Source organism: Paragemmobacter kunshanensis (genome assembly GCF_011059185.1).
Lineage (GTDB): Bacteria > Pseudomonadota > Alphaproteobacteria > Rhodobacterales > Rhodobacteraceae > Paragemmobacter > Paragemmobacter kunshanensis.
This window is the reverse complement of sequence record NZ_JAALFE010000003.1, coordinates 195,935-221,256: the sequence shown is the minus strand read 5'-3', so window position 1 is coordinate 221,256 and position 25,322 is coordinate 195,935. Positions and strand designations below refer to the sequence as shown.

The 25,322-nt window shown below is 68.2% G+C and carries 22 protein-coding genes; 12 read left to right on the top strand and 10 right to left on the bottom strand.

Translation table 11 applies throughout. The features are described from left to right. Position 1: 1 nt before the first annotated feature. The 3 genes from G5V65_RS04905 to G5V65_RS04895 form a co-directional block, all read right to left on the bottom strand. Positions 2–1,537 (bottom strand): trimethylamine methyltransferase family protein, encoded by a 1,536-nt coding sequence (locus tag G5V65_RS04905; RefSeq protein ID WP_165047475.1) that lies wholly within the window; start codon positions 1,535–1,537, stop codon positions 2–4. 131 nt (positions 1,538–1,668) lie between these two features. Next, entirely contained in the window at positions 1,669–2,286 is a 618-nt protein-coding gene (locus G5V65_RS04900) for an MlaC/ttg2D family ABC transporter substrate-binding protein (protein WP_165047474.1), read from the bottom strand. Continuing rightward, entirely contained in the window at positions 2,276–3,022 is a 747-nt protein-coding gene (locus tag G5V65_RS04895; RefSeq protein WP_241250451.1) for an MlaA family lipoprotein, read from the bottom strand. The genes G5V65_RS04900 and G5V65_RS04895 overlap by 11 nt, the downstream gene beginning before the upstream one ends. A 307-nt stretch (positions 3,023–3,329) precedes the next feature. Here G5V65_RS04895 and G5V65_RS04890 point away from each other — a divergent pair, with 307 nt between their 5' ends. From G5V65_RS04890 to G5V65_RS04865, 6 genes are all read left to right on the top strand, one after another. Continuing rightward, positions 3,330–5,066: a type I secretion system permease/ATPase gene (locus tag G5V65_RS04890; RefSeq protein WP_165047473.1), complete on the top strand. Its 1,737-nt coding sequence runs from the start codon at positions 3,330–3,332 to the stop codon at positions 5,064–5,066. Further along, entirely contained in the window at positions 5,066–6,367 is a 1,302-nt protein-coding gene (locus G5V65_RS04885) for an HlyD family type I secretion periplasmic adaptor subunit (RefSeq protein ID WP_165047472.1), read from the top strand. The genes G5V65_RS04890 and G5V65_RS04885 overlap by 1 nt, the downstream gene beginning before the upstream one ends. A 77-nt stretch (positions 6,368–6,444) precedes the next feature. Continuing rightward, the gene (locus tag G5V65_RS04880; protein WP_165047471.1) at positions 6,445–6,903 is read left to right on the top strand and encodes a RidA family protein; all 459 of its coding nucleotides are present in this window, start codon (positions 6,445–6,447) and stop codon (positions 6,901–6,903) included. A gap of 6 nt (positions 6,904–6,909) precedes the next feature. After that, entirely contained in the window at positions 6,910–7,680 is a 771-nt protein-coding gene (locus tag G5V65_RS04875; RefSeq protein WP_165047470.1) for a glycerophosphodiester phosphodiesterase family protein, read from the top strand. A 115-nt stretch (positions 7,681–7,795) separates the two neighbouring features. After that, positions 7,796–8,968 (top strand): GNAT family N-acetyltransferase, encoded by a 1,173-nt coding sequence (locus G5V65_RS04870; protein WP_206526665.1) that lies wholly within the window; start codon positions 7,796–7,798, stop codon positions 8,966–8,968. Between the two features lie 167 nt (positions 8,969–9,135). After that, a complete protein-coding gene (locus G5V65_RS04865) occupies positions 9,136–9,429 on the top strand; it encodes a 4a-hydroxytetrahydrobiopterin dehydratase (RefSeq protein WP_165047468.1) in 294 nt (97 codons plus the stop codon). Here the strand turns inward: G5V65_RS04865 and G5V65_RS04860 are convergent. From G5V65_RS04860 to G5V65_RS04845, 4 genes are all read right to left on the bottom strand, one after another. Beyond that, positions 9,426–9,908 carry a RidA family protein gene (locus G5V65_RS04860; protein WP_165047466.1) on the bottom strand — a complete coding sequence of 161 codons (483 nt, stop codon included), beginning with the start codon at positions 9,906–9,908 and terminating at the stop codon, positions 9,426–9,428. The genes G5V65_RS04865 and G5V65_RS04860 overlap by 4 nt on opposite strands. A gap of 51 nt (positions 9,909–9,959) precedes the next feature. Next, positions 9,960–12,782: an error-prone DNA polymerase gene (locus tag G5V65_RS04855; protein ID WP_165047464.1), complete on the bottom strand. Its 2,823-nt coding sequence runs from the start codon at positions 12,780–12,782 to the stop codon at positions 9,960–9,962. Between the two features lie 91 nt (positions 12,783–12,873). Beyond that, positions 12,874–13,029, bottom strand: a complete 156-nt coding sequence (locus tag G5V65_RS04850) for a type II toxin-antitoxin system CcdA family antitoxin (RefSeq protein ID WP_241250439.1) — start codon at positions 13,027–13,029, stop codon at positions 12,874–12,876. A 13-nt stretch (positions 13,030–13,042) separates the two neighbouring features. Next, positions 13,043–13,852, bottom strand: a complete 810-nt coding sequence (locus G5V65_RS04845; RefSeq protein WP_165047462.1) for an LOG family protein — start codon at positions 13,850–13,852, stop codon at positions 13,043–13,045. Between the two features lie 80 nt (positions 13,853–13,932). Here G5V65_RS04845 and dapD point away from each other — a divergent pair, with 80 nt between their 5' ends. Beyond that, positions 13,933–14,760 carry a 2,3,4,5-tetrahydropyridine-2,6-dicarboxylate N-succinyltransferase gene (dapD, locus tag G5V65_RS04840; RefSeq protein ID WP_165047460.1) on the top strand — a complete coding sequence of 276 codons (828 nt, stop codon included), beginning with the start codon at positions 13,933–13,935 and terminating at the stop codon, positions 14,758–14,760. 320 nt (positions 14,761–15,080) lie between these two features. Here the strand turns inward: dapD and G5V65_RS04835 are convergent, their stop codons facing one another. Then, positions 15,081–16,628: a choice-of-anchor L domain-containing protein gene (locus G5V65_RS04835; protein ID WP_241250450.1), complete on the bottom strand. Its 1,548-nt coding sequence runs from the start codon at positions 16,626–16,628 to the stop codon at positions 15,081–15,083. Positions 16,629–16,787: 159 nt separating this feature from the next. On the opposite strand from G5V65_RS04835, the gene G5V65_RS04830 reads away from it, so the two are divergent. Next, positions 16,788–17,132 carry a hypothetical protein gene (locus G5V65_RS04830; protein ID WP_165047459.1) on the top strand — a complete coding sequence of 115 codons (345 nt, stop codon included), beginning with the start codon at positions 16,788–16,790 and terminating at the stop codon, positions 17,130–17,132. Here the strand turns inward: G5V65_RS04830 and G5V65_RS04825 are convergent, their stop codons facing one another. Both G5V65_RS04825 and G5V65_RS04820 read right to left on the bottom strand, forming a co-directional pair. Next, positions 17,133–18,122 (bottom strand): Hint domain-containing protein, encoded by a 990-nt coding sequence (locus G5V65_RS04825; RefSeq protein ID WP_165047458.1) that lies wholly within the window; start codon positions 18,120–18,122, stop codon positions 17,133–17,135. A gap of 1 nt (position 18,123) precedes the next feature. Beyond that, positions 18,124–19,707 (bottom strand): Hint domain-containing protein, encoded by a 1,584-nt coding sequence (locus G5V65_RS04820; protein WP_165047457.1) that lies wholly within the window; start codon positions 19,705–19,707, stop codon positions 18,124–18,126. Between the two features lie 230 nt (positions 19,708–19,937). Here G5V65_RS04820 and dapE point away from each other — a divergent pair, with 230 nt between their 5' ends. The 4 genes from dapE to G5V65_RS04800 all read left to right on the top strand — a co-directional run bounded on the left by dapE (position 19,938) and on the right by G5V65_RS04800 (position 25,307). Next, on the top strand, positions 19,938–21,077 hold the full coding sequence (dapE, locus tag G5V65_RS04815) for a succinyl-diaminopimelate desuccinylase (RefSeq protein ID WP_165047456.1): 1,140 nt from the start codon (positions 19,938–19,940) through the stop codon (positions 21,075–21,077). Next, positions 21,074–21,520 carry a GNAT family N-acetyltransferase gene (locus G5V65_RS04810; protein WP_165047454.1) on the top strand — a complete coding sequence of 149 codons (447 nt, stop codon included), beginning with the start codon at positions 21,074–21,076 and terminating at the stop codon, positions 21,518–21,520. Before dapE ends, G5V65_RS04810 begins: the two co-directional genes overlap by 4 nt. 178 nt (positions 21,521–21,698) lie before the next feature. Further along, a complete protein-coding gene (gene rnr / locus G5V65_RS04805; RefSeq protein ID WP_165047453.1) occupies positions 21,699–23,957 on the top strand; it encodes a ribonuclease R in 2,259 nt (752 codons plus the stop codon). 102 nt (positions 23,958–24,059) lie between these two features. Further along, positions 24,060–25,307 carry a lytic murein transglycosylase gene (locus tag G5V65_RS04800; protein ID WP_165047452.1) on the top strand — a complete coding sequence of 416 codons (1,248 nt, stop codon included), beginning with the start codon at positions 24,060–24,062 and terminating at the stop codon, positions 25,305–25,307. Positions 25,308–25,322 lie beyond the last annotated feature (15 nt).

Genomic DNA, 25,322 nt, shown 5'->3' with positions numbered 1-25,322 from the left:
GCTATTGTTCCTCGGGCGGCATGCCCCCGGCCTGCCGCCTGTCCGCCACCCAGCGCGACAGCCGCCCCGCCGCCCCGTCACAGGCGCGCGGCGGCGTGAAATCCGCCAGCACCTGCTGCCAGATCGCCGTCGCCCGCGCATCGGCGGTCTGCGCCCCCGCCTCCAGCCAGGTTCCGTGGTTCGACAGATCCGCCACCAGCGGCGCATAGAAGGCGGTCCGATACCGCTCCATCGTATGCGCGGCAGCAAAGAAATGCCCGCCCGGCGGCACCTCGGCAATCGCGTCGAAGGCCAGCGCCGCCTGATCCTCGGGCGCGGGCCGTGCCAGATCGGCCATCACCTGCAGGGCCTCCAGATCGCAGATGAACTTCTCGTAGCCGAAGGTCAGCCCCCCTTCCAGCCAGCCCGCGGCATGCACCGTCACCGTCGCCTGCGCCAGCACGGCCCCCCACAGCGCCATCGCCGTCTCGGTGGCCCCCTGCGCATCCGCCACGTTCGACGCGGCCCCCGTCGCCGACCGCCAGGGCAGGCCGATGAACCGCGCCAATTGCCCCGATCCCAGATTGGCCCGGATATGTTCCGGCGTGCCAAAGGCGGGCGCGCCGCTCTTCAGATCCACATTCGACGAAAACCCGCCATAGGCAACCGGCGCCCCGGGCGCCGCCATCTGCGCCAGCACGATCCCCGCCAGCGCCTCGGCATGCTGCAGGACCAGCGCCCCCGCCACCGTCACCGGCGCCATCGCCCCGGCCAGGCAGAAGGGCGTGATCAACGACAACTGCCCCGCCCGCGCGAAATCAATGATCCCCCGCGCCATCGGCACGTCGATCTGGCGCGGCGAATTGGTGTTGATCACCGTCGTGGCCCACACCCCGTCACGGAACCCCGCCGCGTCCAGCCCCCGCGCCAGCCGGATCATCTCGAACGCCTCCTCCACCTGCCCCCGCCCCCGCGCATAGACGAACAGCGGCTTCGACCCATTCGCCAGCTGGTCCTCCATCAGCGCGTAATGGCGCAGAGGCGGCGGCACGTCCTGCGGTTCCGCCGAAGGCCCGTGCATGTGGATCACGTCAAAGGATTGCTGCAGCCGCAGCGTCTCGCGATAGCTTTCCCGCGATCCGGCCCGCCGCCCGCGCTGCCGGTCGGTCACGTTGGGGCAGCCCGATCCCGCCATGAACAGCATCGCCCCCGGCTCGAAGATCCGCTCATGCGCTGGATCCGCCGCCCGCAGCCGGATCGACCGGGGCGCCACGCGCAGCGCCTCGGCCACCATGTCGCGCCCGATCCGCACCATCCGGCTGTCCTCATCCACCAGCGCCCCGCCCGCGCGCAGGATCGCCCGCGCCTCGTCCAGCAGCACCCGCATGCCAAGCTCTTCCAGCACCCGCAGCGCGGTGTCATGCATCGCGGCGATCGCGTCCTCGGAAAAGGCCCCCTGCCCCGCCAGCCCATGCCGCAGCGCGCCCCAGCCCGCAGCCCCCGCCTCCTGCCGCGCGCGCCCCCCGCGCCGCCCGCCCCGACGCTCCGTCTCTGCCATGGCCGCCTCCCGCTCGCTCAGGCCCCATCCTCGCCCGCCGCCACCGCCCGTCTGGCCCCTTTCCGACATGCGGCACGAAAAAACCCGCCGGGTTGCCCCGACGGGTTCAGCATAACCGGACCGACCGCAGGTCAGATCGTCTTCAACTGCGCCACCAGCGCGTCGATGTCGCCCCGGTTCTTGTCCAGCAGCGCGCCGATCTCCGTCCGCTCCGAGGCCAGCATGTTGACCCCCTCGATGATGATGTTGAAGAACAGGTTCCGCCCCGATTTGTCCGACACATGCCAGCGCAGGTCGAAGGGCGCCTCGCCCTGCAGATAGGCGACCGAGATCACCTCGAAATAGCTCTTGATCGGGCGCGCATCCGTCACCTCGATCCGCCCGCCGATGAATTCGCGGAAGCGGCGGCCGTATTTGCGGCTCAGATAGCCCTGATAGGCCTTGGTGAAGGCCGACAGTTGCGCATTGCTCGCCTGCCGCGCCGCCGGCCCCAGCGCCGACCGCGCGATCACCGGCACATCGGCATATTTCACGAAGACCCGTTCGAAATCGCCGAACATGGCGCTTTCGGATTTGCCCGAACCGATGATGCGGTTCACATCCGCCACCGCCTTGTCGATCAGCCCCCGCGCATCGTCCACCGTCAGCGCAAAGACGGGCAGCGGCATCCCGAAGGCCGCCGAGGCGGCCAGCGCGATAGAGGTGAATCCCCGGCGCGTCAGCCGGGACGAACTGGTGTCATTCCGCATAGGGATCCTCGAAATCGGCATAGGGGTCTTCAAATCCGCCCTCCGCATCGCCCGCAGCCCCGCCCAGGGCAAAGCGGCGGTTCTGCAGATACAGAAGGCGCGTCTGCGCGTAGCTGTCCGCGCTTTCGTATAGGATGGAATCGACCGTGTCGCCATAGCGCGCCCGATCACTCAACCGCGAGGCAAGCTTCGTGCCCGTCGCGTAATAGGATTCCGGCTCCGGCAGGGCCAGCCGCACCGGGTTCGTCACCACATCCACGATCACCCCCACCAGATCGCGGTCCGTGGTCGGCCCCATGAAGGGCACTTCGGAGTATTGCCCCTCGGGCACGCCCCAGACATGCAGCGTCTCGCCAAAATCGGTGGGATCGCCCGCCACGCCCATGGCCGTGGCCGGATCGAACAGCCCGCCGATCCCGATGGTGGAATTGATCGCAAAGCGCAGCGTGTTCTCCGCCGCGCGGCCCAGCCGCAACTGCAGGATGTTGTTCACCACATCGCCCGGCGCATCCAGGTTCGTGGCGAAATTGGAAATGCCCTGCTCCACCGGCTCGGGCAGGACGCTGCTATAGGCATTGGCCGTCGGCCGCAGCAGAGCGCGGTCCACGCCCCGGTTGAACGCATGGATCTCGCGGTTGCGCGCCTCATTCGGATCGTTGATCCCCGAAGCGATGGGCGCAGGCCCGCAGGCCACCAGCAGAAGCCCCGCAAGGCAGGCCGACAGTCCCGTCCGCATCTTCGGGCTCGTCCTGCCAGTCACCATCACCACCCTGCCGTCCCCCATGTCCGAAACCAGCGCCAGACCCAGCCATAAGCTGCCCCGCCCCCCATGACAACCGCCCGACCGTGTCGCCAGGATCACGTCTTGCGGAAACTTGCCATGCTTTGGGCCGGGCGCACCCCATCCCTTACGTGGCAAGGACAGGATCGGATGCATTCCGCGCAGTTCCCCGTGGCGGGGCTTCATGCCCCATGCTATAGCCGCGCGGCCGGGCCTGTTTCGCCCGGGGGAACGAGTGTCTGGTCAAGGAAAGGCGCAGCCCATGTCGCGGCGCAACGAATTCACGCCCGGCGCGCAGGAATTGCGCGCGGTCTTCACAGCCCAGCGTGGCCCCTTCATCGCAGCCATTGCCTTCTCCTGCGGCGTCAACCTGCTGATGCTCACCAGCCCGCTCTACATGATGCAGGTCTATGACCGCGTCCTCGGCAGCCAGTCCGAAGCCACCCTCGTCGCGCTCACCCTGCTGCTCACGCTGCTCTTCCTGATCATGGCCATCCTCGATCACTTCCGGGGGCGCGTCCTCGCCCGCATCGGCGCCGCCTACCAGACCAGCCTCGACCGCCGCGTATTCGAAGCCGCCCTCACCCGCCATTTCGCCGCCCCCGAAGACCGCAGCGCCATCGCCGCCCAGCGCGATGTCGAGGCGATCCGCGCCTTCTGGTCCTCGCCCGCCCTGACAGCCCTGATCGACATGCCCTGGACCCCGCTCTATCTGGGCGCGATCTTCATCTTCCATCCCCTGCTCGGCTGGCTGGCCATCGCAGGCGGCGCGATCATCCTCGCCCTCGCCCTGATGAACCAGCGCCAGACCCGCACCGCCCTCGCCCGCGCCTCCGAAGCCGCCCTCGTCGCCGACAACAGCGCCGACCGCCTCCGCAACGATTCCGAAACCATCCGCGCCCTCGGCATGACCGGGGCCGCCTTCGACCGCTGGCAGAAGGCCCGCAGCGTGGCGCTGGGTCAGGGCCTTCTCGCCGCCGATCAGGGCGGCGGCTGGGGCGCGGCCTCGCGCGGTTTCCGCCTTTACCTGCAATCGGCCATGCTGGGCCTCGCCGCCTGGGTCGTGCTGCGCGGCGAACTCTCGCCCGGTGCGATGATCGCCGCCTCCATCCTGCTCGGCCGCGCGCTGCAACCGCTGGAACAGGCCGTCGCGCAATGGCCCCTCGTCTCCCGCGCGCAAGAGGCGCGCACCCGCCTTTCAGAACTGCTCACCCGCATCCCCGCCCCCGCCCCGCGCACCGCCCTCCCCCGCCCCGCCGCCCGGATCGAGGTGTCGGGCCTCACCATCATCCCCCCCGGCCAGTCCGCCCCCACCCTGCGCGGCCTCTCCTTTTCGTTGCAGCCCGGCCAGGCTCTTGGCGTCATCGGCCCCTCGGGCGCGGGCAAATCCACCCTCGCCCGCGCGCTCACCGGGCTCTGGCACCCGGCCTCGGGCTCGATCCGCCTCGACGGGGCCACGCTCGACCAGTTCCCCACCGACAGGCTCGGCGCGCTGATCGGCTACCTGCCCCAGCGCGTCAGCCTCTTCGACGGCACCATTGCCGAAAACATCGCCCGCCTCGCGCCCGGCGACGATGCCGCCATCGTGGCCGCCGCCCGCACCGCCGATGCCCATGAGATGATCCTCCGCCTCACCCAGGGCTACGACACCCGCATGGATGCCGCCGGCGGCCAGCTCTCCGGCGGTCAGGTGCAGCGCATCGGCCTTGCCCGCGCCCTTTATGGCAATCCGGTCCTGCTGATCCTTGATGAGCCGAATTCCAACCTCGACAATGAAGGCTCCCTCGCCGTGAACACCGCCATCCGCGCGCACAAGGCCGCGGGCGGCGCGGCCCTGATCATGGCCCATCGCCCCGCCGCCATCCAGGAATGCGACATGCTCCTCGTGCTGGAGAACGGCCAGCGCCGCGCCTTCGGCCCGCGCGATCAGGTCCTGCGCGAAATGGTCCAGAACGCGGGCGATATCGTGGGCAAGGTCGCCCCGGGGGGCATGCGGTGATGAACGACGGCCCCGATCTCTCGCCCCGCCGCCATATCCGCGCGGGCCTCGCCACCCTGCTCGTGCTCTTCGCCGTGCTGGGCCTCTGGGGCATGGGCACCGAACTTGACGGCGCGGTGATCGCCCCCGGCCAGATCCAGGTCGACCAGAACCGCCAGATCGTCCAGCATCCCGATGGCGGCGTCGTCGCCACCATTGCGGTCCGCGAAGGCCAGCCCGTGCAGGCGGGCGATCTGCTGCTCTCGCTCGACGGCAGCCTGCTGACCTCGGAACACAGCATCACCGAAGCCCAGCTTCACGAAACCCGCGCCCGCCGCGCCCGGCTCGAAGCCGAACGCGACGATGCCCCCGCCCCCGATTTCCCCGCCGATCTGCTGGCCCTCGCCGACACCCGCCCCGATGTCGCCGAACAGATCGAAGGCCAACGCCGCCTCTTCGACGCCCGCCGCGAAACCCTCGCCCGCCAGGCCGATCAGCTCGCCCGCCGCCAATCCCAGATCGCCTCCCAGATCGAAGGCATCGACGCGCAGACCGTGGCCCTCACCGCCCAGATCGACCTGATCCGCGGCGAACTCGCCGATCAGCAATCCCTGCTCGACAAGGGCCTCGCCCAGGCCGCCCGCGTGCTGGCGCTCCGCCGCGAAGAGGCGGGGCTTCAGGGCCGTCTCGGCGAACTCACCGCCCTGCGCGCCCAATCCGAAGGCCGCATGACCGAGATCGACCTCGAAACCCTCCGCCTCGCCGCCCAGCGCCGGGAAGAGGCCACCACCGAACTGCGCGAGTTGGGCCCCGGCGAACGCGAACTCGCCGAACGGCTCGGCGCGCTTGCCGAACGCCTCGCCCGGCTCGACATCCGCGCCCCGGTCTCGGGCACCGTCCTCGGCCTTGCCGTCACCACCCCGCGCGCCGTCATCCGCCCGGCCGATCCGATCCTCTTCCTCATCCCGCAGGATCGCCCGCTGGTCATCGCCGCCCGCATCGCCCCCGTCCATATCGACGAGGTCGCCATCGGCCAGCCCGTCCGCCTCGTCTTCTCCGCCCTGCCCCAGCGCGAGGCGCCGGAACTCTTCGGCACCATCGCCCTGCTCTCGGCCGATGCCCTCACCGATCCGGCCGGCGGCCCGCCCTTCTTCCGCGCCGAAATCACCCTCCCCCCCGCCGAAATCGCCAAGCTGGGCGATCAGGCCCTCCTGCCCGGCATGCCGGTCGAGGCCTTCATCCGCACCGGCGCGCGCACGCCCATGGCCTATCTGCTGCAACCCTTCACCGACTATTTCCGCCACGCCTTCCGCGAATCCTGATCGCAAAGCGTCGCATCCCGCCTTGCCGCCCGCGCCGCCCCCGGCTAGCCTCCGCCCGATCACGACCGGAGGTTCCCATGTCCATCGAAGCCCGCCTCGCCGAACTCGGCGTCACCCTGCCCGACGCCCCCGCCCCTGCGGCGAATTACGTCCCCTTCGTCGTGGTGGGCAACCTCGTCCATGTCTCGGGCCAGATCAGCCAGACGGCGGCGGGCCTGACCAAGGGCCGCCTTGGCGATGACATGACCGTGGAACAGGGGGCCGAGGCCGCGAAATCCTGCGCCATCTCCCTGCTCGCCCAGGTCAGAAAGGCCTGTGGCGGCGATCTCTCGCGCCTTGTGCGCGCGGTGAAACTGGTGGGCTTCGTCAATTCCACCCCCGATTTCACCGATCAGCCCAAGGTGATCAACGGCGCCTCCGATTTCCTCGTCGCGGCGCTGGGGGATGCGGGCCGCCACGCCCGCTCCGCCGTCTCGGCGGCCTCGCTGCCGCTCGGCGTCGCGGTGGAAATCGAAGGCATCTTCGAAATCCGCTGACCTGCCATGCGCGTGCCCCTGCCCCCCGCCTTCCTGCGCCAGCCCATCGCCCACCGGGCGCTGCATGACGTCACGCAGGGCCGCCCCGAAAACAGCCGCGCCGCCATCCGGGCGGCCATCGCGGCGGGCTACGCGATCGAGATCGACCTGCAACTCTCGCGCGACGGCGTGCCCATGGTCTTCCATGACGAACGGCTGGAACGGCTGACAGGGCGCGACGGCTGGCTCTGCGACCTCACCGCCGCCGAACTGGCGGAAATCCCGCTCAAGGGCGGCGATGAATGCATCCCCAGCCTTGCGGAAATCCTCACCCTCGTCGCAGGCCGCGCACCGCTGCTGATCGAACTCAAGGATCAGACCCTCCGCATGGCCGAAACCGATGGCCGCCTCGAAGAGGCGACAGCCCGCGCCCTCGCGGGCTATGACGGCCCCGTCGCGCTCATGTCCTTCAACCCCGCCTGCATGGCCCGCATGGCGACCCTCGCCCCCGGCCTTCCGCGCGGCCTCACCACCTCGGCCTATGATCCCGCCGACTGGCACCCCCTGCCGCCCGAAACCTGCGACCGCCTCCGCCCCATCCCCGATTATGACCGGACGCAGTCCTCCTTCATCTCCCACGAACATACCGATCTCGCCCGCCCCCGGGTGGCCGACCTCGCCGCGCAGGGCGCCGCCATCCTCTGCTGGACGATCAAATCCCCCGAGGATGAGGCAAAGGCCCGCCGCATCGCCCAGAACATCACCTTCGAACGCTACCCCGCCGCCCATCCCGCTTGACGCCCGCCGCAGCCACCCCACCTTCGCGCTGACCGACAGGATCCAGGACCAACCTCCGGGGGGTCCGGGGGGCCGGATGGCCCCCCGGCCTCGCCAGAAAGACCGACAGCCGGGCATGACCAGAACCGATCTCCTCGACAGCCTCGACCAGATCGCCCCCGCCGATTGGGATGCGCTGGCCTGCCCCGAAGCCACGGGTGGCACCCGCCCCATCGACCCCTTCACCACCCACCGCTTCCTCTCCGCCCTCGATGCCTCCGGCTCCACCGGCACCGGCTCCGGCTGGTCGCCCCGCCCCCTCGTCCTGCGCGACGACACGCGCCTCCTTGCCGCGACGCCGCTCTATGTGAAATCCCATTCGCAGGGCGAATACATCTTCGATCATGGCTGGGCGCAGGCCTATGAACGCGCGGGCGGACGCTACTACCCCAAACTCCAGATCGCCGTCCCCTTCACCCCCGCCACCGGCCGCCGCTTCCTCGCCGCCCCCGACGCCCCCCATGCCCGCGACGCCCTGGTCGATGCCGCCATCCACCTCGCCCGCACGAACCGCCTCTCCTCGCTCCACATCACCTTCTGCACCGGGGAAGAGGCCGAAACGCTGGCCCCCCGCCACGGCCTCCTCCACCGCGTCACCCAGCAATTCCACTGGGAAAACCGCGGCTACACCAGCTTCGATGATTTCCTGGCCGATCTCTCCTCGCGCAAGCGCAAGATGATCCGCAAGGAACGCGAAACCGCCCGCGCCTCCGGCCTCACGATCCGCGCGCTTACAGGCGACGACATCCAGCCGCACCACTGGGATGCCTTCTGGCAATTCTACCAGGACACGGGGGCGCGCAAATGGGGCACCCCCTACCTCACCCGCCGCTTCTTCACCCTCGCCCATGAAACCCTGCGCCGCGACATGCTCCTCGTCCTTGCCGAACGGCCCGACGGCACCCCCGTCGCAGGTGCGCTCAACTTCATCGGGCGCGACACGCTTTATGGCCGCTACTGGGGCTGCCTCGAAGATCACCCCTGCCTGCATTTCGAACTCTGCTACTATCAGGCCATCGACTGGGCCATCGCCCATGGCCTCGCCCGGGTCGAGGCCGGCGCCCAGGGCGAACACAAGCTCGCGCGCGGCTACCTGCCCACGCCCGTCCATTCCCTGCACTACATCACCGATCCGGGCCTGCGCGACGCCGTCGCCCAGTATCTGCGCGCCGAACGCCGTGCCGTGGATGAAGAGATCGAGGTCCTCACCGCCTATGGCCCCTTCCGGCGCGTCACCGCCGAAGACTGACCGCGCGCTTGACGGGGCCGCCGATCAGGATTCTTCTGCGAAAAACCCTGATCCCAATGGCCTTGCGCCATGCGCCCCCACCGGCCACCGCTCGAACCCCAGAAATTTCGCAGAAATTTCGTCTCCCGATTTTTCGCAGAAGAATCGTCCCCCGCGAAAGGACCGCCATGCCCGACTACCACCCCGTCACCGAAGCCGACCTCGCCCCCCTCACCGCGGCAGGCTGGATCGTCATCGAAGGTGGCCGCGCCATCGCCAAGGTCTTCACCTTCGCCAATTTCATCGAAGCCTTCGGCTTCATGACCCGCGCCGCGCTCTGGGCCGAAAAGTGGAACCACCACCCCGACTGGTCCAATGTCTACAAGACCGTCACCGTCACCCTCACCACGCATGACACCCACGGCCTCACCGACATGGACGTGAAGCTTGCCCGCAAGATGGACCAGCTCGCCTACGACTAATCCTCCACCTCCACCGTGGCCCAGGTCTCGAAGCACACGCCCCCCGCCAGCGCCATCACCCCGATGGTCGCGCGGCCCCCAAGCCCCCGCTCGCGCCCGAACACCTCCACGAACAGGTCCGACAGCCCGGAGGAAACCTTGTGGACATCCTCATAATCCGGCGTGCAGACCACGAAATTCAGCGTCCGCACGATGCCGCGCACCTTGTCCAGCGACCCCACCGCCTGCCTTATGCCCCCCAGCACGTTCAACCCCGTCCGCCGCGCCGCCTGATAGCCGTCCTCGGTCGAAAGCCCATCCCCCAGCCGCCCCTTGTGCGTGATCTCCGTCCCCACCTGCGCCACATGGCCCGACAGGAACAGCAGGCTGCCTACCCTGTGCCAGGGCTTCATCGTCCCGTAATCCGCCCCGTAATACCCCATCGCGTCAAAGTCGGGGATATCCAGCCCCATCTCGATCGCCAGCCGCTCCGGTGTCATGCGCCCCTCCTGCCTTGAACACGCCCAGCCTGCCCCGCCCCCCGCAACGCTTCAAGCCGCTTCCGGCGTCAGCCATGGCCGAAGCAGCGCCATCGGATGCGCCCGCAGCGTCAGCCGCAGAGACACGTAATCCTCCACCACCTGCTCCCCCATCGTCATCTCGCGCAAGGCAACGCCCGGTTCCACGATCCCCTCCCCGTCGATATCCCCCGCGAACAAGGGCAGCGGTGACCCCTCCACCAAGGCCTTCGCCGCCCACAGCGCCTCGCGCCGCGTCACGCCCAGCGCCGCAAAGCAATCCGCCTCCGCCAGCCGCGCCAGCATCCGCGCGCCCAAGCCTGCCCGCCGCCACACATCCTCCACCGCCGCGTAACCGTTGCCCCGCGCCGCCACGATCCACTGCGCCTCTTCCTCCACCATCCCCTTCACCTGCCGGAACCCCAGCCGCAGCGCCAACCCGCCCCGCCCGTCCGGCTCCATCACATTGTCCCAATGGCTCGCATTGATGCAGGGCGGGCGCACCACCACCCCATGCTCCCGCGCATCACGCACGATCTGCGCAGGGGCATAGAACCCCATCGGCTGACTGTTCAGCAGCGCGCAGGCAAATATTCCCGGATGATGCCGCTTCAGCCACGCGCTGGCATAGACCAGCAGCGCAAAGGACGCCGCGTGGCTTTCGGGGAAGCCGTAACTCCCGAACCCCTCGATCTGCGCGAAACAGCGCGCGGCGAAGTCCTCCTCATAGCCGTTCCGACGCATCCCCTCCATGAACCGGTCGCGGAACTCGCTCACATTCCCATGCTTCTTGAACGTCGCCAGCGACCGGCGCAGCCGGTCGGCTTCCGTCGGCGAAAACCCCGCCCCGATGATCGCAATCTGCATCGCCTGTTCCTGAAACAGCGGCACGCCCAGCGTCTTGCCCAAGACCCGCCCCAACTCGTCGGACGGAAAGGTCACCACCTCCTGCCCGTTCCGCCGCCGCAGGAAGGGATGCACCATATCCCCCTGTATCGGCCCCGGCCGGATGATCGCCACCTGAATGACCAGATCGTAGAACGTCTTCGGCCGCATCCGCGGCAGGAAATTCATCTGCGCCCGGCTTTCCACCTGAAACACGCCCAGACTGTCCGCCCGGCACAGCATGTCATAGGTCGCCGCATCCTCTGCAGGCAAACTCGCCAGCGAATGCCGCACCTGATGATGCCGCTCCATCAGGTCGAACGCCTTGCGGATGCAGGTCAGCATCCCCAGCGCCAGCACATCCACCTTCAATATCCCCAGCGTGTCGATATCGTCCTTGTCCCAGCAGATGACGGTCCGGTCCTCCATCGTCGCATTCTCCACCGGAACCAGTTCATCCAGCCGCCCCTCGGTGATGATGAACCCGCCGACATGCTGGCTCAGATGGCGCGGAAACCCCTGTATCTCGTCGATCAGTTGCAGCGTCAGCGCCAGCCGCCGATCCGTCGGGTCCAGCCCGATCTCGCGCAACCGCACCTCCGTTATCTGGCCGGGTCCCCCCCAGCCCCAGATCTGGCTCGACATGGCGGCAAGCGTGTCCTCGGTCAGACCCATCGCCCGCCCCACCTCGCGCACCGCGCGCTTGCCGCGATAATGGATCACCGTGGCGCACAGCCCCGCGCGGTGCCGCCCATAGCGCGCATAGATGTGCTGGATCACCTCCTCGCGCCGCTCATGTTCGAAATCCACGTCGATATCGGGGGGTTCATTCCGCGCCTCGGAAACGAAGCGCTCGAACACCATCGTCCCGATCTCGGGGCTGACGCTCGTCACGCCCAGCGCATAACAGACCACCGAATTCGCCGCCGACCCCCGCCCTTGGCAGAGTATCCCCCGACCCCGCGCGAAATCGACGATGTCATGCACCGTCAGGAAATAGGGCTCGTATCTCAGCTTCCCGATCAGCGCCAACTCATGCGCCATCTGCGCCCGCACCCGATCCGGCGCGCCATCGGGATAGCGCCAGTCCAACCCCGCCCAGGCCAGCCGCGCCAAGCGCTCCGCCGCCGTCTCGCCCCCCGTCACCTCGGACGGGTATTCATAGCGCAACTCGTCCAGCGAAAAGGCCAACCGCCCCGCCACCTCCCCCGCCCGATGCACCGCCGCCTCGTGGCCCGCGAACAGACGCAGCATCTCGGCCTCCGACCGCAGCCGCTGCTCGGCATGGGGCAGCGCGCGGCGGCCCAGCGCATCCACCCGCACCCCAAGACGGATCGCCGTCAGCACATCCGCCATCCGCCGCCGCGACCCGTGATGCATCAGGGGCAAGGCCGAGGCGACAGGCAACACCCCCACCCCCTCCGCCACCCGCGAAAGCCGCGCGAACCGCGCCCGGTCCTGCCCGTCATAACGCGGCGCCATCAGCAGGAAACACGCCCCCGCAAAGCGCGCCACCAGCCGCGCCACCACGCCCCGCCACGCCTCCATCTGCCCCCGCGCGGGCGGATGGATCAGCAGCACCATCCCCGCCCCCCACTCCAGCAGATCGTCCAGCGAAAGGTCACACTCCCCCTTCTCCACCCGCAATCGCCCGAGGGAAATCAGACGGCACAGCCGCCCCCACCCCGCCCGATCCTCCGGCAGGCATGTGACCGAAAACCCGTCCCGCAGCACGATCCTTGCGGCAGGGATCAACCGCGTCCCCGGCCAATCCCGCCCCTCCTCCGCCGCCAGCCGCGCCAGTTCCCGCGCCCGCGCATGCGCCCGCACGATGCCCGCCACGGAATTCACATCCGCCACCGCCACGCCCGCCATCCCCATCTCGGCCGCACGCGCCATCACCTCCTCGGGATGCGACGCCCCGAGCAGGAAGGTGAAATTGGAAAGGGCAGAGAGTTCGACGAAAGCCATGGGCAGAAGGGGATTCGCAGATGTTCCGAAAAGAACATTATAGGAACATCCGGCACAAAGACGAGTCCCCGCCCACCCTCAAGCACCCCTTTCAGAACGTCCGATACGCCGCCAGCGCCAACCCCTCGCGCGCCACTTCCACGGCATATGCCTCCAACGCCGCGCGGTTCTCCTCGCGCCACAGCAGGTTGCGCTCCGCCTTCGCCCGATCCTCGACCAGCGGCACCACCACCCCAGAACGTTCCATCCCGCGCTCCCCTTCACTCATCACCCGACACCCCCAATATCGCCTCCAGCGCCTCTTCCGCCGTCTCCACGAACCGGAACAGCTCCAGATCGCCTGCGTTGATCACCCCCTCATCCGCCAGCGCCTGCCAATCCACGATCTTCTCCCAGAAGGCCCGCCCGAACAGCAGGAACGGCACCCGCTTCATCCGCCCCGTCTGGATCAGCGTCAGCGCCTCGAACATCTCGTCCAGCGTCCCGAACCCGCCGGGAAAGATGCAGACCGCCCGCGCCCGCATCAGGAAATGCATCTTGCGGATCGCGAAATAGTGGAAGTTGAAACACAGGTCCGGCGTCACATGGGCATTCGGCGCCTGCTCATGCGGCAGCACGATGTTCAACCCGATCGACTGCCCCCCCGCCTCCGCCGCGCCAAGGTTCCCGGCCTCCATGATCCCCGGCCCGCCGCCCGTGACGACCACCAGCTCCCGCCCATAGCTCTTCAGGCTTTCCACCGTCACCAGATGCGCCAGCTTCCGCGCTTCCTCATACCACCCGGCCAAGGCCCCCGCAGGCCCCGTGCCATCCGCCCGCACCCGCGCCGACCCCATCACCACCACCGTGGACCGGATCCCCCGCTCATCCAGCACCATCTGCGGCTTAAGCAATTCCAGCTGCAACCGCACCGGCCGCAACTCCTCGCGCATCAGGAAATCGGTATCGGTAAAGGCCAGCCGATAGGCCGGCGCCCGCGTCTGCGCCGTATCCGGCAACCGCTCCGCCGCCGCCGCATCCTCGGTGCTGTCGCGGAAAGGGTGCGCGCGTCCATCCTCCTTCGGGGTCATGCCGTTCCTCTTGTTGCATGGGTCTTTCCCCCTCTCTATACGGTCGCACCGGACCGGACCAATCAAAAGGGGGGAATGCCATGACCTATGCCGCGCTCGAAGCCGCCATCGAAACCGCGTGGGAGGCCCGCGACACCATCACCCCCGCCACCAAGGGCGAAGCCCGCGACGCGATCGAGGCGACGCTCACCGCGCTGGACAGCGGCACCCTCCGCGTGGCCGAACGCCAGGCCGATGGCAACTGGCACGTCAACCAATGGGCCAAGAAGGCGGTGCTGCTGTCCTTCCGCCTGACCGACATGTACGAAATCTCCGGCTCCAACGGCGGCGCGAACTGGTGGGACAAGGTGCCCTCCAAATGGCAGGGCTGGACCGCCGACGACTGGCGCAAGGCGGCTTTCCGCGCCGTCCCCGGCTCCATCGTCCGCCGCTCGGCCCATATCGCCAAGGGCGTGGTGCTGATGCCCTCCTTCGTCAACATCGGCGCCTATGTCGATGAAGGCTCCATGGTCGACGGCTGGGCCACCGTCGGCTCCTGCGCGCAGATCGGCAAGAACGTCCACCTCTCGGGTGGCGTCGGCATCGGCGGCGTGCTGGAACCCATGCAGGCCGGCCCCACGATCATCGAGGACAACTGCTTCATCGGCGCCCGGTCGGAAGTCGTCGAAGGCTGCATCATCCGCGAAGGCTCCGTCCTCGGCATGGGCGTCTTCATCGGCAAATCGACCAAGATCGTCGACCGCGAGACCGGCGAAGTCATGTATGGCGAAGTTCCCGCCGGGTCGGTGGTCGTCGCAGGCTCCATGCCCTCCAAGGGCGGCATCAACCTCTATTGCGCCGTGATCGTGAAGAAGGTCGACGCCCAGACCCGCTCGAAAACCTCGATCAACGAACTCCTGCGCGACTGATCGAAAGACCCGCATCGACAGGGGCGGAGCACCACCTCCGCCCCTTCATCTTGGCCCAAATACCCAATTCCCACGCCTGCCACCCGCGCAACGCCGGTCGGGGTTCACCCCGCCACCCGCACCCCGCCAACCCCGCCCCGGACCTGATCCGGGGCCTCCCCCGCCTCCCGGAGGCCCCGGGTCAGGCCCGGGGCAGGGTCGCCGCAGGGATCACCCGTAGGGCGGGGGTCTCCCCGCCACGCGCTCCCGCTCCGGCCATGACCTGACCACCCCGCACAACGCCGTAGGGCGGGGGTCTCCCCGCCACGCGCCGCGCCCGGTCAACGCCCCAGAAGCCGCGCCTCGCGCCCCTTCACCTCGGCCCGCGCCAGCGGGCCAAAGGCATCGCCCCCCGCCCGCAGCATCGGGAACAGCCGCAGCAACTCCTCCTGCGCCTCGCCGTCAAAGGCGGCCATCGCCTGATCGCCCGGGAAATAGCTCTCACAGGGCAGCCCGTTCGCCACCACCACCTCATGCCGGTCGAACAGCAGGTGAAGATAGGTCACCTCGCCCCCCTCCACCACCCGCACCGCGCGCCCGTCCACCAGATGCTTGGCCTTCACCAGCACCTCCGCCTCGCCGAACAGCAATTCCGCCCGCGCCCCCGTCAGCAGCACCCGATGGTTCCCCGACAGCCGCAGCGTCTCATGCGCGCCCAGCGTGCCCGCCGCGATCTCCACCGGCGCATCCGCCCCCACCGCGGCCCGCGTCACCCGCCCCACCCAGCGCAGCACCTGCGCCCCGTGGTCCCGCGTCTCCACCCGGTCGCCGGGCAGCAGCCGTTCCACCGCCACCCGCCCGCCCGGCACGTCGATCTCGGTCCCTTCCGTGAAACAGGCGATCATCGACAGCTTGACGAAGGCCACATCGGTATTGCCCGCCTCGTCCGTGACCTCATAGGTCAGCACCGTCTCGCCCAGCTGATCGATCGACTGCACCACCAGAACGCCGTTATCCGCCAGCAGGATCTTCTCGCCCGAGGGCAGCACGACCGTATCGCCGGGCTGGACATCCACCCCGTTGATCTTGGTCACCTTCATCGCCAGCCCCATGCTCGACTTGTCATTGCCCAGCACGTCCAGCCTGTCCGCATCCCCCTTGCGGATGACCAGATCGTCATCCTCGGCGATCAGCCCCACCTGCACCGAATCCGCCGCCACCATCACGGCGCTGTCAAAGGCCCCGTCGCCCGCATCCGCAATCGCCATGCGGAAGGTGTTCACCTCCCCCGGCGTCACCGGCACCTTCAGCGTCAGGGTCACGGTGAACCCGTCCATCTCGGTGTTATAGGTGTTCGACGCCGCCGGGTTGTCGATATACAGGTTCGAATTCACCCTGTTGTTGATCTCGTCGATGGTGATGTTCCCCGACCCCAGCACCAGTTCGGCCGGCGTCCCGTTCACCCAGACGGCAAAGGCATCATTGAACCCGGAATTCACATATTCCAGATATTCCTCCGACGACCAGACGATCTGCATCGTCAGCACATTCCCCGTCGGCACGAAGGCCGCCTCGAACACCGCCGCATCCCAGGTCTGCTGATTGACCATCTTGCTCAGCCAGTCATCCCCTGCCGTTCCGAACACGGTCGAGGTGCCTTCCGAGATATTGGCATCCCCCTCCGACTGGGTGAAATCCGCCACCCGCCCCGTCGACAGGATCAGCCCGCTATCCGCGGGCGCCACCCCCGGCATCGTCTCGTCGGCACCCGAATAGATGCCCGCCTGCAGCGGATCGCCCGTATAGCTGGCCGACACGATCTTCACGCCAGAGCCGAAGATGGTTTCGGCCATCTGCATCGCATCCGCCGATTGGATATCCAGTTCCATGTCCGCCACGGGCAAAACTCCACGCACTATCTCGCGTCATGGAAACGACCGGCGCAGGGAACTTGTTAACCTTAATTTAGAATTTTGATCAAAAGCTTCCGCTTTGCGCCCGCCCGCCCGCAGTGCTACACCGCCCCCGCACAGGAACGCAGGCCCGCCATGACCGAAGACGCCGAAAAGCCGAAACGCGAAAAGCGCCCCCAGCAGGTCTATACGCTGGTGGTGGAAGTGGGCCGCAAACCCGGCGACGGCCTGCCGGACAAGGCGACCGGCGCCGCCCTCATCTGCTATGCCTCGGGCGTGGACGAGGAAGAGGCCGTCCGCGAAACCGTCGCCATCCTGAAACAGGCCGATCTCGCGCCGCTCGATGTCTCGGGCTATGGCACGCTGGAGGAAAGGCTGAAATCCGGGGACGAGATCGACAGCGCCGAACGCAAGCTGATGCAGCGCGCGCTGGAAGAGAATTCGGTCATCGTCGCCCAGATGACCCCCTTCTTCGACTGATCACACCACCCGCCGCTGCATCCCCTGCATCGCATTGCGCAGCGGCAGTGCCTCATAGGCATCCAGCAGCCGCATGGCCCAGCCCGCCCCGGCAGGCCCCGCCAGGGCCAGCAGGCAGCCATCCGCCTCCACCAGCTCCGCCGCGCCCAGATCCAGCACCACGCCCAGCGCCACCGCCCTCCGGCTGTCGGCCACCGCCATCTGCCCGTCGGCCAGATGCCGCGCCAGCACCAGCACGTCCTCCTCGCCGAACAGGTATTCCGCCTCCGGCCCGGAAATCACCACCGCCTGATCGGGCGACACCAGCATGTCCATCGACCGCCCGAAATAGGGCATCCGCAGCCGGATCGGCGCCAGGCTGCCCCGGCTCGGCACCTGCAACCGCGTCACACCGACCAGCGCCACCGCCCCATTGTCGCGCGTCATCACCCGGTCGCCCGGCCGCAGGCGGCCCGCCGCCACCGGCCCGCGCGGCGTCATCACCGGCGTGGCCATGCCCAGCCAGCCCATCGGCCCCGGCATTTCCTCGCCCGGCATCACCCCGAACCACAGCACCGCCGGATGCCGCATCACGCCCTCGCCCCCGGCACAGAGCGCCCGCAGATGATCCAGCCGCATCGGCAGCGCCTGATCCCCCCGCGCCATCAGCCGCTGCCCGCCAAGCTCCAGCGCCATCCACCAGCCCCGCGCCCGGCAATCCCAGCCGAAACTCAGCCGCGCCACGCCCAGCTTCTGCGGCAAGGGCCCCGGCAGCACATGGCGCAGCATCCGCTCGCCCTGCCGGTGCAGCAGCGCGATCCCCGCGCCCAGATCGTGAAACAGCGACAGCGCCACCTCGTCCCGGCCCACGCCCATGCGCAGATCCAGCAGAACCCCGGCCCCGGCCAAGGGCAGGTCGATCTCGCAGACCAGCACCCCACGCGACAGCGTGCCCGCGCTCGGTTCCCCGGGCAGGTCGGGCTGGTCCGACAGGGCGATCCAGCGGCTCAAGTCAGGCGGCGGCGTTTACCAACATGTCGCCCATCATGACCCGGGCTTCGAAGGCTTTCAACACGCGCCGTGCAGCCGGGCCGTATCCGGCACCACTTTCCGGATCCAGTTCCGGAAACAGCGCGCAAAGCTCGGCCAGAACATCGCGCTCCAGCGCCCCCAGCGCCTGCCCTCCGGGCAGAAAGCTTTCACTGGCCAGCCCCTCGGACCAGATCACCTGATGCCGGTCGAACATCAGATGCAGATAGTCCACCTCGCCCCCGGGCCGCCGCCGGATCGTCCGGTCATTCACCAGATGCTTGGCCGCGACCAGAACCTCCGCCTCGCCGAACAGCAACTCCGCCATGCTGCTTGTCAGCAGCACCCGATGTTCCGGCGACAGCATCAGCGCGCCATGCGCGCCCAGCGCGCCCTCGGCAAAGGCGATGGGCGCAAAGGCCCCCGTCGCCGCCACCCGCCGCCGCCCGATCCAGCGCAGCGGCTGCGCGCCCTCATCCCGCGTCAGCACGAGGTCTCCGGGCTGCAGCTCTTCCACCGGCACCGCCCCCCCGGGCGTCGCGATCCGGGTTCCGGCCACGAAACAGGGCACCATCGACAGGGTGACAAGCCCCACATCGCTGCTGCCCTGCCCGTTCGACACGGTATAGGTAAAGCTCTGCGTCTCCACCGTGCCATTCGCCACGGCGGTGAAGGTTCCATCCGCATTCAGCGTGATCTGCTCGCCCGATGGCAGGGTGATCGTCTGCCCCGCCACCACCGGCTGGCCATTGACATGGGTGATCACCAGCGACCCGGTCGAGGCGCTGTCATTGTCCAGCACCCGCAGCACGCGCGTCCCGTTCGGCCCCATCGTCTCGGCATCGTCCAGCGCGATCACCGCCGTCTGGATCGAATCCCCCGCGATCAGCAGGTTGCTGTCATATTGCGCATCGCCCACATCGGCGATGCCGATGCGGATGGTGTTCTGCACCCCCGCCGTCACCGGGATCGACAGCGACAGCGTCACCGTGAAGCCGTCCATCTCGGTATTGTACTGGTCCGACTGGTTGTCGACGAACAGGTTCTGCTGCGTCGCCCCGTTGATGTTGTTCACGCTGGCCGTGCCGCCGTTCACCGTCATCGGCACCGACACGCCATTCACCCAGACGCCCACCACATCGTTGAAATTGCTGTTGATGTATTCGGGATATTCCTCGGACGCGAAGACAAAGTTCATCGTCATCATGTTGCCCGAAGGCACGAAGGTCACATCCAGAAAGGAGGCGTCATAGGTGCTGGCCCCGCCCACCAGCGCGTTGAACCATGCGTTGTTGTTCGGCCCCGATGTATCGGTCGTCGTGCTGGCACTGCGGTTGGGATCGCCGCTCGATTGCGTGAAGGATGCCGCAAGCCCGGTGGACAGGATCACGCCCGTATTCGACGGCACGACCCCCGGTGCCAGTTGCCCGTTGCTGTAGATCGCGCTCGATGTGTTCTGACCGGTGTAGGAGGCGCTCACCACCGTCACGCCCGCGCCAAAGATGGCATTGGCCATGTCCAGCGCCGAGGCACTGGTATTGTAGGTCAGTTCGGCACCCGTCGCCATCTCTCGTCACCCGTTCCGCAACCACCGGGACGGCTGGCACCCCCCGGATCAATCTCAATTAATTTTAACGCACCCCAACGCATGGGGGGCGAATGGTGCGAAAGTATGTCCCTCATGGCGCAGAAGTCTGTCCATCGGGCCCCGCCGTCAGGCCGCCGGGCCGCCGCCCGCCGGTTGCGGCGCGGCCCGCGCCGCGCTATCCCCCTGCCATCCGCCCGGAAAGGACCGCCATGCCCACCGATCCCGCCGCCCTCACCGCAGCGCTCATCCGCTGCCCCACCGTCACCCCCGCCGAAGGCGGCGCGCTGGTGCTGCTCGAAGGGCTGCTGTCGCAGGCAGGTTTCACCTGCACGCGGGTCGACAGGAACGGCACCCCCAACCTCTACGCCCGCTGGGGCGCAAGGGGGGCGAACCGCAGCTTCGGCTTCAACGGCCATACCGACGTGGTCCCCGTGGGCGACCTGTCCGCCTGGACGCAGGATCCCTTCGGCGCCGCCATCGTGGATGGCTGGCTCTATGGCCGCGGCGCCACCGACATGAAATCCGGCGTCGCCGCCTTCGCCGCCGCCGCCATCGACTTCGTCACCGACACTCCCCCCGACGGCGCGGTGATCCTTGCGATCACCGGGGACGAGGAAGGCGATGCCGAGGACGGCACCGTGGCGCTGCTCGACTGGATGACGCGGAACGGCGAACGCATGACCCACTGCCTCGTCGGCGAACCCACCTGCCCCGACCACATGGGCCAGATGATGAAGATCGGCCGCCGCGGCTCGCTCACCTCATGGTTCACGGCGACGGGGGTGCAAGGCCACTCCGCCTATCCCCACCGCGCCAGGAACCCGATGCGGGCGCTCACCACGCTCCTCTCCCGCCTGCCCGACCAGCTGGACGAAGGCACGGGCCACTTCGACCCCTCCACCCTCCAGATCACCACCATCGACTGCGGCAATCCGGCGAACAACGTGATCCCCGCGCGCGGCACCGCCACCGTCAACATCCGCTTCAACGATGCCCATACGGGCGAAAGCATCGCCGCATGGCTGCGCGCCGAGGCCGCGAAGGTCGAGGCCGAAACCGGCGTCACCATCGCCACCCGCATCCAGATCTCGGGCGAAAGCTTCCTCACGCCCCCCGGCGACCTCTCCGCCCTCATCTCCCGCGCCGTGCAGGCCGAAACCGGCATCACGCCGGAGCTTTCCACCACCGGCGGCACCTCCGACGCCCGCTTCGTGAAAGACCACTGCCCCGTGGTGGAATTCGGCCTTGTGGGCAAGACGATGCATCAGGTGGACGAACGGGTGGAAGTCGCCCAGATCCACCAGCTCAAATCCATCTACACCCGCATCCTGCGCGACTACTTCGCATGACCCTTGCCATCGCACCCACCCGCGACATCGCCACCTGCCGCCACCTCCGCCGCGTGGTCTTCATCGAGGAACAGGGCGTCCCCGAGGCGGACGAGATCGACGACAAGGACGACACCGCGCTCCACCTTCTGGCGACCGAGGACGGCACCCCCGTCGGCTCCGCCCGGCTTCTGCTGATCGGCGACACCGGCAAGATCGGCCGCGTCTGCGTGCTGAAATCCCATCGCGGCACCGGCCTCGGCGCGGCCCTGATCCGCGCCGCGCTGGAGGAGCTGCGCGCCCAGGGCATGAAAACCGCCAAACTCGGCAGCCAGACCCATGCCATCGGCTTCTACGAACGGCTGGGCTTTGTCGCCACCGGCCCCGAATACATGGATGCGGGCATTCCCCACCGCGACATGCTGCTGACCCTGCAGGACAGGGGGGGCCACAGCCCCCCCTGACCCCCCCGGTTCCCGGCCTGTCAAACGATCCGCCCGGCATCCCTGTCGCATGGGTATTTTCGCCAAGGTGAAAAGGCTGGGGCAATCTCCCCTCACCCGGAACGGGGGAGGGGTCGGGGGAGGGGGTATCCCGCAAAGCGCAATGGCCTTTCGCCACCGCCCGTGCTAACCCGATCCCATGCAGGATATCCCCACCAAAGCCCAGATCCTTCAATGGATCGCCGAAAATCCCGGCCTCTCCGCCAAGCGTGACATCGCCAAGGCGTTCAACATCAAGGGCGCCGCGCGCATCGACCTGAAACGCATCCTGCGCGAGCTGGAGGATGAGGGCGCGGTCACGAAGAAGGCCCGCACCTATCGCGACCCCGACACCCTGCCCCCCGTCACCCTGCTGACCGCCCTCCCCCCCGACGCGCAGGGTGACATCTTCCTGCGCCCCATGGAATGGCAGGGCGCGGCAGAGGATGCCCCCCGCATCCTCTTCATCCCCAAGAAGGGCGATCCCGCCCTCGGCCCCGGCGACCGCGTGCTGGCGCGTCTCGCGAAGGTCGATCTCGACGACTACCAGTATGAGGCCCGCCTGATCCGCCGTCTCGGCTCGAACCCGACCAAGGTTCTGGGCATCTTCCGCAAAAATGCCGAAGGCGGCCGCATCGTCCCCATCGACAAGGGCGCCGACAAGGACTGGCTGGTGGGCGCGGGCGACACGCTCGACGCTCGCGATGGGGAACTGGTGGAAGCCGAACAGTCAGGCCCCAAACGCATGGGCCTGCCCCGCGCCCGCATCGTGCAGCGCCTCGGCGATCCGATGGGGCCGAAGGCCGTCTCCCTGATTGCCATCCACCAGCACGGCATCCCCGACCGCTTTCCCGATCAGGTGCTGGCAGAAGCCGAATCCGCCAAGCCCGCCCCGATGGACGGCCGCGAAGACCTGCGCGACCTCCCCCTCGTGACCATCGACCCGTCCGATGCGCGCGACCATGACGACGCTGTCTTTGCCGAAGCCGATACCGACGCCGCCAACCCCGGCGGCCACATCGTCTGGGTCGCCATCGCCGATGTCGCCCATTACGTCCGCCCCGGCTCCGCCCTCGACCGCGAGGCGCGCAAGCGCGGCAATTCCACCTATTTCCCCGACCGCGTGGTCCCCATGCTGCCGGATGTCCTGTCCGGCGACCTCTGCTCGCTGCACGAAGGCGTGGACCGCCCCTGCCTTGCCGTCCGCCTGAAACTGGATGCCGAAGGCAACAAGATCTCGCACCGCTTCCTCCGCGGCATCATGCGCTCCGCCGCATCCCTCACCTACGAAGAGGTGCAGCAGGCGCAGGACGGCCACCCCTCCCCCCGCACCGCGCCGCTGATCCCGCGCATCATCGCGCCCCTCTACGCCGCCTACACCGCCGCCACCAAGGCCCGCCACCTGCGCCAACCGCTCGACCTTGACCTGCCCGAACGCAAGATCGTGCTGTCGGACGAAGGCAAGGTCCTCTCCGTCGCCTTCCGCGATCGCTTCGACGCGCACCGCCTGATCGAGGAATTCATGATCCTCGCCAATGTCGCCGCGGCCGAGGAACTGACGCGCCTCAAACGCCCCCTCCTCTTCCGCGTCCACGAAGAACCCAGCCCTGAAAAACTCGACGCGCTCCGCGAAGTGGCCGAAGCCTCGGGCTTCACGCTGGCCAAAGGTCAGGTGCTGAGAACCGCCCATCTCAACCGCCTGCTGGCCCAAGCGCAGGGGACGGAATTCGACGAGCTGATGAACATCACCACCCTGCGCTCCATGACGCAGGCCTATTACCACCCCGAAAACTTCGGCCATTTCGGCCTGTCCCTGCGCAGCTATGCCCATTTCACCTCGCCCATCCGCCGCTATGCCGACCTGATCGTCCACCGCGCCCTGATCGCGGGTCACAACTGGGGCAAGGACGGGCTGTCCCCGCAGGACATCGAAGCCTTGGACGAAACCGCCAAGCTGATCTCCGATGCCGAACGCCGGTCGATGACCGCCGAACGCGACACCAACGACCGGTACCTCGCCGCCTACCTGTCCGACCGAGTGGGCAGCGAATTCACCGGCCGCATCTCGGGCGTGCAACGCTTCGGCCTCTTCGTGAAACTCGACGAAACCGGGGCCGACGGGTTGATCCCTATCCGCGAGGTGGGGCGCGAATTCTTCCACTACGACGACCAGACGCAAACCCTGATGGGCGCCGATACCGGCCTGACGCTTGGCATCGGGCAGAAGGTCACCGTGCGCCTGTCGGAGGCGATCCCCGTCACCGGCGGCCTCACCCTCGAACTCCTGTCACTCGACGGCGCCCCCCTGCCGCGCAGCCCGCGCGCGGGGAAGAAGGGACGCTTCAGCCCCCGCAAACCCGGTGCCTCTGCCGCCCGCGATGCGAAACTGAAACGCAAGGTCATCCGCAAGCGGCGCTGACGGCAGGTCTCCGCCCGCGCCCCCCCCGGCATCTTTGTGCCGGGGCGGCCCTGCCCTATCTTTCCTGCCAACCACAAGAAGACCCGACAGGCAGGTGACGTGATGCGTGCAGCGATCCTTTCCCTCTCCCTCCTCCCGCTTCCCGCCCTTGCAGGCCCCGCCGCCTTGCCGCACCTTGCAACGCCACAGCCCACCACCCCCGGAGACGGCATCGTGATCCAGATCGGCACCCAGTCGGGCCTTGACCAATGGGCCGAAACCTTCCGCCCCCGCGCCCTTGCCGCGGGCATCGCCCCCGCCACCTTCGACGCCGCCTTCGCGGACCTGCGCTATAATCCCGACGTCATCGAAAAGGACCGCAATCAGGCCGAATTCACCCGCACCATCTGGGATTACCTCGACCGCGCCGTATCCGACCTGCGGGTGGAGAATGGCCAAGCCGCGATCCGCGACAACCGCCGCCTGCTCGACCGGCTCGAATCCACCTATGGCGTCCCGAAGGAAGTGGTGGTCGCCGTCTGGGGGCTGGAATCAAGCTATGGCGCCAACCGGGGCGACATTCCGGTGATCGAGGCGCTGGCAACGCTGGCCTATGAAGGCCGCCGCGGCCCCTTCTTCGAAGCCCAGCTGATCGACGCTCTGCGCATCCTGCAAAGCGGCGACGCGCGGCTGGACAACTTCACCGGAAGCTGGGCCGGGGCGATGGGCCATACGCAATTCATCCCCTCCAGCTTCCACAGCTTCGCCGTGGATTTCAACGGCGACGGGCGGCGCGACATCTGGTCCGACGATCCCGCCGACGCACTCGCCTCCACCGCCGCCTATCTGGCGAAATCCGGCTGGCAGCCGGGGGTGCCGTGGGGGGTGGAGGTGACGCTGCCCGACGGGATCGACTACATGCTGGCGGGCAACGGTCAGTCCAAGCCCATCGCCGACTGGTCCGCCCTCGGCCTGCGCGATGCGGAAGGCGGCCCCCTGCCCGACATCGGCCCTGCCGAACTTCTCCTGCCCGCAGGCGCGCAGGGGGCGGCCTTCCTGATCACCCCCAATTTCCGCGCGATCGAGCGTTACAACACCGCCGATGCCTATGTCATCGCCATCGGCCACCTCTCCGACCGCCTCGCCGGCGGCCCACCCATCCGCGCCGCTTGGCCCCGGCAGGACCGCGCCCTGACGGGCGACGAACGCCGCGAATTGCAGCAACGCCTCACCGCGGCGGGCTTTGATACGAAGGGCGTGGATGGCAAGATCGGCCCCAACACCCTGACCGCCCTCCGCGCCTTCCAGCGCAGCCTCGGGCTGGTGCCGGATGGCTATGCCTCGCCTGATATCCTGCAACGGTTGCGCTAAGGGAGAATGCGGGAC